Genomic DNA, 7413 nt, shown 5'->3' with positions numbered 1-7413 from the left:
TGACAATCGCGGAGCGTAAATATGAGATCGGGGTGCTCCGCTCCATAGGATTTAAGAAACATCATATATTTCGACTATTCTTTTACGAAGTATTTATTATAGGTATTATTGGTAGCGCAACTGGTGTATTTGCAGGTATCGGCTTATCACGTGTGTTGTATTTGTATATCAAACAACTTTTTTTCTTAGAAGCTGAAACGGTAGTAGGTGCGGAATTCGAAGCGCTTCCCATTAACCCTGCACATCTCCAAAATGGGTTCATAATCGGAGTAATATTTACGGTAATAGGAGGTTTGTATCCCCTTCTATCAATAACTGGTTTGAAGATTATTTACGCATTACGCGCAGAAGCAAGGATAACCGAGAAACATGAGCTGAAACGTCGAATTGCATGGATTGCTGGAGGTATTGGCCTTATCCTTGGAGGTATAGGTCTTTTCATTGCATTATTGATGTTCCCACAAATAAATGTCAGTTTAGGTGAGTATGTAGGCTCTATTCTCGATGGAACGGCTCTTTTAATGATAGGAATTGGTGTAACCTTATTTGCGGGCGCACTCAAACGAAAATATATGATTCTTTATGCAGGTGTTACCTTGCTTGCAGTAGGGATTTACGATACTTTCTATGTTGGATCTTTCATTGGGAGTTTTGTACTCATGGGTGGTTCCATCATCTTTACAGCAGGCGTCCTTAAAGGTGTGGGAGATTTTTTCAATTTCATCCTCAGACGCATTCCAGGGTTAAGATATGTGAGCAATCTAGCAACAAAAAATATCGCAAGAAAACCAACTCGTAGCACGTTAACTTTTGGTATTTTTACAATTGCCTTAGCAATGGTTATTATAATGTCCGCCATTACTAATTCGATTGGAGCTGGAATAATCAATTGGGTCGATTCAAACATCGAGGCTGACATGTTTGTAACTTCAAACACAGGGGCTCCTCCCAATCTCAGTAGCAATATCACCCGAAATATTGAAGGTATTCACTGGGAAAACACAAGTGAAGGGTGGGTTCCGGGTTGTACTATCCAAGAATTCGCTGGTGCGGCGTTTGATCTCTGGGAAGATGATTTTCCCTCATTGTTGATTGGCGTTAATAGTTCAAACTACGCCGTAGTTAATGAAAATACACAAATCGTTGCCCTAAATGATACTGATGTCTATACACTCTTTAAACAGCTTAAGAATCCGAATGCAAACAATTGTATTCTCAGTGACAAACTAGCTGATGAACTAAAGGTAAAATTAGGGCAGAAAACACCAATCACAATAAAGGCTCATTTTAACTCCACTGAATTTAAAGTCATAGGGATCATACATAATGATATGTTTGGATATCCAGGAGCAGGATATTTCGGTATGATTGATATAGACAAATTATATGATTTCGGCTTCGAGGATACGGCTCATATGTTTACAATAAGGTTGGATAACTACTATCCGAATGGCACAGAAGTCGATGCGCAGGTTGTGGCAGACCAAATCGATGCTGTATGGGGAGATGAATATAAATTAGATTTCTCAATTAAAGAAGATATTAAAGAAGATATTGACGAACAAGTGCAAGAGATAGGTACATTCTTTTCAGTTATTAGTTACGCTTCGATCATCGTTGGATTACTTGCATTAGTAACCACAATGATAAAAATAGTCAGTGAGCGACGCCGAGAAATAGGATTACTTCGCACAATAGGCATAAAAAGGGCAAAAGTAATGCAACTCATTCTGTTTGAATCAATATTTTTGGGTATGATCGGGCTCATACTTGGAATCATAGACGGATATATTCTAGGATTATCTATAGTAACGTTTATTGGTGAAGCTGGTGGAACACCATTCCAATGGGAATTTGTGATGCCATGGGCAACTGTTGCTCAAACCACTATTGTTGCTGTAATAGTAGCAATTGTTGGCGCTATATTTCCAGCATGGCAAGCTGGTAGAATAGCACCTGCAGAGTCACTAAGATATACTGGTTAATCCGTAGTTCTCCTCTCTTTCATTTTAAAGACTTTAAATGACAACACTCTGATATCTCAATTTTTGGGACAATAATTGAGTTTCCTCTATAGTAATGATTATATTGATGATCCATATTGAATTTTCGATGATTAAAGGAAAGTTAACACTCGTAAACTTACAACTCCTGAACATAGATGCTTAATAGAGATATAAAATATTGTGTTGTGTCACGGGGGCGCAAATTTGAGTGAGAATAGTGAAATTGTTGTCGAAACAATTGATTTAAGGAAAGATTACTTTCTAGGTGGCGTAGTTGTATCTGCTTTGCGAGGGATTAATCTCCAAGTGAAAAAAGGCGAGTTTTTAGTCATTATGGGCCCCTCTGGAAGTGGTAAATCAACTCTCTTAAATCTACTTGGTGGATTGGATTACCCCACGTCAGGAAAAGTCCTCATCAACAATCAAGACATTTCAAAAATGTCTGATGCTAAATTAACAGAATTACGCGCACAAGAAATAGGGTTTGTTTTTCAGTTCTATAATTTAGTACCAGTCTTAACTGCCTTGGAAAATGTGGAATTGCCATTAATGCTTATAGGTATGCCTCGTAAAGAACGCAGAAAACGTGCTATAGAACTTTTAGAGATTGTCGGACTTGGGGATCGAATTAATAATCGCCCTGATGAACTTAGCGGCGGACAAAGACAACGTGTATCAATAGCGCGTGCGCTCGCAAATAATCCCTCAATAGTCTTAGCTGATGAACCTACGGGTGATGTGGATACAAAAACTGGGGACGAAATTTTAGGATTGATGCATGATTTGAATGAAAACAGAGGTGTGACATTCATTGTCATAACACATGATCCTGTTGTTGCTGAACATTGTGATAGACTCATTCGAATAATTGATGGACAGATTTCTACTGATAAAATGACTGCAAAGAAGGTATTGAAATTTACTGAAGAAGAATTTAAAGAAGCATGTGAAGAACGTTTTGGTTCTGTTAGCGATACTGAATAAAAAATAGTTCTATGGTGATCTTATGCAATTACAGACTATAAGCGGTAGTATTCTCCTAATAATTCTTATAATCGCTGCAATTGTAATTGTTATCTTGCTAAAAGATCAAGATCTCATTCGAATGGCGATTCGAAATCTAGGACGCAGAAAAACACGCAATTTCCTTACTGTTGTTGGAATAAGCTTATCAATTTCATTATATGTGGCTTTTGATGCAGCCGCAACAAATGCAAGTCAAACCTTTTTAGATATTATCGAACTTACAGGTGGAAATATTGACTTTGAAATCTCCAGGATTGACGGTGAAGCATTCGATGAAGATATTCTTGACAAAGTTTTACAGGTAGAGGGAGTAAAATCTGCAGCTCCCCGTTTGCAACGTTTTTGCATTCTCTCTATTTCCGATGATGGAAATTCCACTGCAGCACAAGTGATTGGCATAGACCCAAGATATGATAATGAATTTGGCGACTTATTTGACTATAAGAGTGGTGAAACAATTAATGATCTTGTAGTTGGACAGAATGTCATCGTAAGCGAATTGGTACTCGATGGAATTACTTATGAAGAAGAAGATGATGATGGTGAAATCAGTTTAGTCAATGCTACAGTTGGCGATAGACTAAAAATAAGGTATAGAAGTGGCGGAAGTTCAAGATCGAGAGTTTTTGATATCGCAGCATTTGCTGAATCCACTGGTAAGGTTCGTGATGAGTCTTTTGGATTAAGTGTGTGGGTTACCATCGATGCAGCTCGAAAATTATTCCCTAAGACTGGCGGTAAGATCGATAGGCTTATTATTGAATTAGATCCCGCATTTTCTGATCAATTCGAAGAGGTTCAAAAAGGAATTGAGGATGTTGTTAAGGCAGAGGATGATCAACTTGAAGTATTCTCACCAAAACAAACTCAACTTGAAAATGCGCAGGGTGCTCTTATTGGTCTAAATGCTGGAACCTCATTCGCGGGTATTACTGTTTTATTAGCAATGGTTTTCCTTATATTTAACGCTATCAATATCACCCTTGCAGAACGTAAATATGAAATCGGTGTGCTTCGATCAATTGGATTTAAAAAATTGAAACTATTTCGACTCTTTATTTATGAAATACTCGCAATCGGTATAGCAGGAAGTTTGCTTGGCTTATTGCTTGGTATTGGTTTATCACAAGCATTATTTCAATTCTTAACAAACACCATTATCAGTGATGAATTAGCAGATCCAAATGCTCTTGGAGAGGCAGGGCAGTTTTTTATTGATCCTATTTCTCTTCGAGATGGTTTCATTATAGGTATTATCCTAACGATAATTGCGGGACTTTATCCTCTTATTAGTATTACAAGAATTGCCATTATAAATGCACTCAGGCCAGAATCCCGGGTAACAACGGAGCCCACATTAAGATCTCGTTTAAAATGCATTATTGGAGGAACTATTCTTCTCGTTGTCGGTATAATTCTTTTCGTAACAGTGATGCTTATCCCAGAACTAGAAATGACGGGAATGCTCAGTGGTTTCATTAGTGCTATTGGTCTTGCAATGCTAGTTGTAGGTATTCCCCAAATTATATGTGGTATAAAGCAGAAATATCGTCTCTTGTCGGCGGGCGTATCTTTGTTGATGGCTGGTATCATTGAAATACAGCTTCTTCGCGCAACGGGTCTAGTTGGAAATTTTATTCTTGTAGCTGGCTCAATACTCTTCACCGCAGGAATATTGAGAGGTGTAGGAAGCCTTTTTAATTTCTTCTTTAGACGCATTCCTGGTTTAGAATACGTAAGCGAACTTGCAAGTCGAAACTTGTGGAGAAAACCTGCTCGTAGTACATTAACTTTTGGTATTTTCACTATAGCTCTATCATTAGTCATAACAGTCGCTACAATTACAGGTTCGGTCACAGCGGGGATCCTTAATTTTGTAGATGACAACCTAGAGGCTGACATGTTCATTATATCTCAAGTTGGAGCGCCTCCTAATCTCAGTGGCAATATCACGCGAAATATTCAAGGCATTAATTGGGAAAATACCAGTGAGGGATGGCTTCCAGCCATTACAGTGCAACAACAGGCAGGTGCAAAATTCGAATTATGGGAAGAAGATTTTAATTCATTGCTCATTGGAGTAAACAGTACAAATTATGCAATAGTGAACGACAATACACGAATTATTGCACCAAACAATACAGATGCATTTAAACTCTTCAAACAACTCAAAAATCCAAACGAAAATGCCTGCATAATAAGTGAAAAATTAGCAAATGAACTCAAAATTCGAATAGATCAGAAAACACCTGTCCAAATTAAAGCAGCAGGAAATAAAACTGAATTTAAGGTTCGAGGGATAATATCGAATAACTTCATTGGCGCCCCACAAGCAGGATTCTTCTGTATTATTGATATTGACAGATTCTATGAATTTGGATTTGAAGAAAATGCAAATATATTTACTCTTAAACTAGATCAACGCTATGAAAATGGTACAGAAGTCGATCCGCAAGTTGTTGCTGATCAGATCGATTCAATTTGGGGAGATGAATATAAACTTTCGTTCAGCCTAAAACAAGATATCAAAGCAGATATTGAGGAAGGCACAGCTCAGATAAGTGTTTTCTTCAATATAATTAGTTATGCAAGCATAATCGTTGGATTGCTTGCGTTATTAACTACTCTAATTAAGATAGTTAGTGAGAGAAGACGAGAAATAGGATTGCTTCGTACCATAGGCATGAAAAGGGCAAAAGTAATTCAGCTTATCCTGGCTGAGTCCATATTTCTGGCTCTAATTGGTCTCATTCTTGGACTTATTGATGGGTACTTCTTAGGGGCAACGATCGTTCGATTGATCGCAGCATCTGGAGGAACAACATTTAGTGCAGTATTTATAGTACCATGGAGCGAAATCGTATTGACTACTGTTATTGCGATCGTCGCAGCTATTGGTGCTGCGATATTTCCAGCCTGGCAAGCAGGAAAGGTTGCACCAGCGGAATCACTAAGATATACCGGCTGAAATCAGTCATCATTTCAATATTCCATTTTTTCTTTTGAATTAAAATAGAAGACTAAAAATAGAAAAGCATTCGATCTTTTATCATTTTCAATTCGAATCATTGCGCGCGCATTGAACAACAATGCTTTTATCTAACCTCCGCAAGAAGACTCCATCTGATAGGGTGGAGCTGAACTGCAGTATATTAATTGTTTTTAAACGTAAATATCAATCCTTTTCCATATTTCAACAACTCCACGTTTTTGATATTGGTGTTTACGACTTTTCCGTTTGAATCACTTAATCGTACCCATGTTCCATAATTAAATACTCCTTTGACTTTGTATCGTTTTCCATTATAGGTTACCAAATCGTGGGGTTGCAACTGGTACCTCTGTCTCCTAATTGACGGTTTGAATCCTCTTCTGTTCTTCTGTATAGAACGATTATTACGCCTGACTTGCATCACTTCATAAGGACGGCAGCGTTCTTGATTGGATCCACCTACAATAACAAACGCATCGTTGATATGCGATTTTTCCAGCCCTAACTTGTTCCGCTGGTATTTGGTGATATATCCGTAAGTATGTTCTGCACCTAACTGTTCTACTATCCTCCAGCGAATAGTATTCAGACATGCTGGTGCTTTAAGCGGTTGCGTTGCCTGTTGCTGGATGTGAGGATACCCAAACTCCTCGGCAGTCTTATTTCCTTTCTTAAGATTACATTTCCTGCATGATAACGTCAAATTCGACACTCGGTCTGTCCCGCCTCGGCTTTTCGGGACGATATGCTCGACTTCTAAGGGCACGTTTGTTTTACCACAATAAGCACATGTACGCCCCCACTTATCCAGTAGATATTCTCTGACTTCATAGCCTTGAAGTTCGCCCTGTTGATATTCTATTCCTGAAATTTCTGGATACTGCATTTTGTGTTCATCGAAATTTGCCACCTCTATCTTTTTGAAGGGTATCGGAAGTAACGTTTCAAGTTTATCAACTAATCGAATATGTGAATCTTGTTTGTGCTGAATACTGGGGGCTAACCATCCTTCAGGTCGCGTTCGGTTATTAAATCGAGGTGGTCTGTACCCTAGTCTACTTCTACGAGCTCTGCGGTGCCTCCTTTTTTCCTCTAGCTTTTTAGAGACATCATGTCGTAAGTTCAGCGTCCCACTAATGACTTCTAACGTTTCTGTCTTGGCACTAAACCCGATGTTCGTATATCCGATGTCCACTCCGAGTTTAATCGGTTGCCTAGATTCTCCAGTAGCATAGTTCAACTGCACAGTAAAAGGGCATCTCTGGACAACCTGTGCATTTCCTTCTTTTAATAATTTCTTTCCTTTGCGTTGTGTGGTAGGCATGAGCGGTTGCCCCCTCATGTTTACTACATAGATAGGTACTCTCAAGTCCTATCGCCTCCTTTAAC

General features: G+C 38.6%; 4 protein-coding genes. 3 read left to right on the top strand and 1 reads right to left on the bottom strand.

Features of this window, described 5'->3' with window-relative positions:
• From QVB70_RS00075 to QVB70_RS00065, 3 genes are all read left to right on the top strand, one after another.
• On the top strand, nucleotides 1-1985 hold a 1985-nt coding region (locus tag QVB70_RS00075; RefSeq protein ID WP_287582138.1), incomplete at its 5' end, for an FtsX-like permease family protein.
• A 225-nt stretch (nucleotides 1986-2210) separates the two neighbouring features.
• The gene (locus QVB70_RS00070) at nucleotides 2211-2990 is read left to right on the top strand and encodes an ABC transporter ATP-binding protein (RefSeq protein ID WP_287582136.1); all 780 of its coding nucleotides are present in this window, start codon (nucleotides 2211-2213) and stop codon (nucleotides 2988-2990) included.
• Nucleotides 2991-3012: 22 nt separating this feature from the next.
• The gene (locus QVB70_RS00065) at nucleotides 3013-6000 is read left to right on the top strand and encodes an FtsX-like permease family protein (RefSeq protein WP_287582134.1); all 2988 of its coding nucleotides are present in this window, start codon (nucleotides 3013-3015) and stop codon (nucleotides 5998-6000) included.
• Between the two features lie 184 nt (nucleotides 6001-6184).
• On the opposite strand, the gene iscB is transcribed toward QVB70_RS00065, so the two are convergent.
• The gene (gene iscB, locus QVB70_RS00060) at nucleotides 6185-7393 is read right to left on the bottom strand and encodes an RNA-guided endonuclease IscB (RefSeq protein ID WP_287582132.1); all 1209 of its coding nucleotides are present in this window, start codon (nucleotides 7391-7393) and stop codon (nucleotides 6185-6187) included.
• Nucleotides 7394-7413 lie beyond the last annotated feature (20 nt).

Source organism: Candidatus Borrarchaeum sp., assembly GCF_019058535.1.
Classification (GTDB): domain Archaea; phylum Asgardarchaeota; class Sifarchaeia; order Borrarchaeales; family Borrarchaeaceae; genus Borrarchaeum; species Borrarchaeum weybense.
Note: the sequence above shows the minus strand (reverse complement) of the source record. Positions and strands in the feature narration are given on the sequence as shown.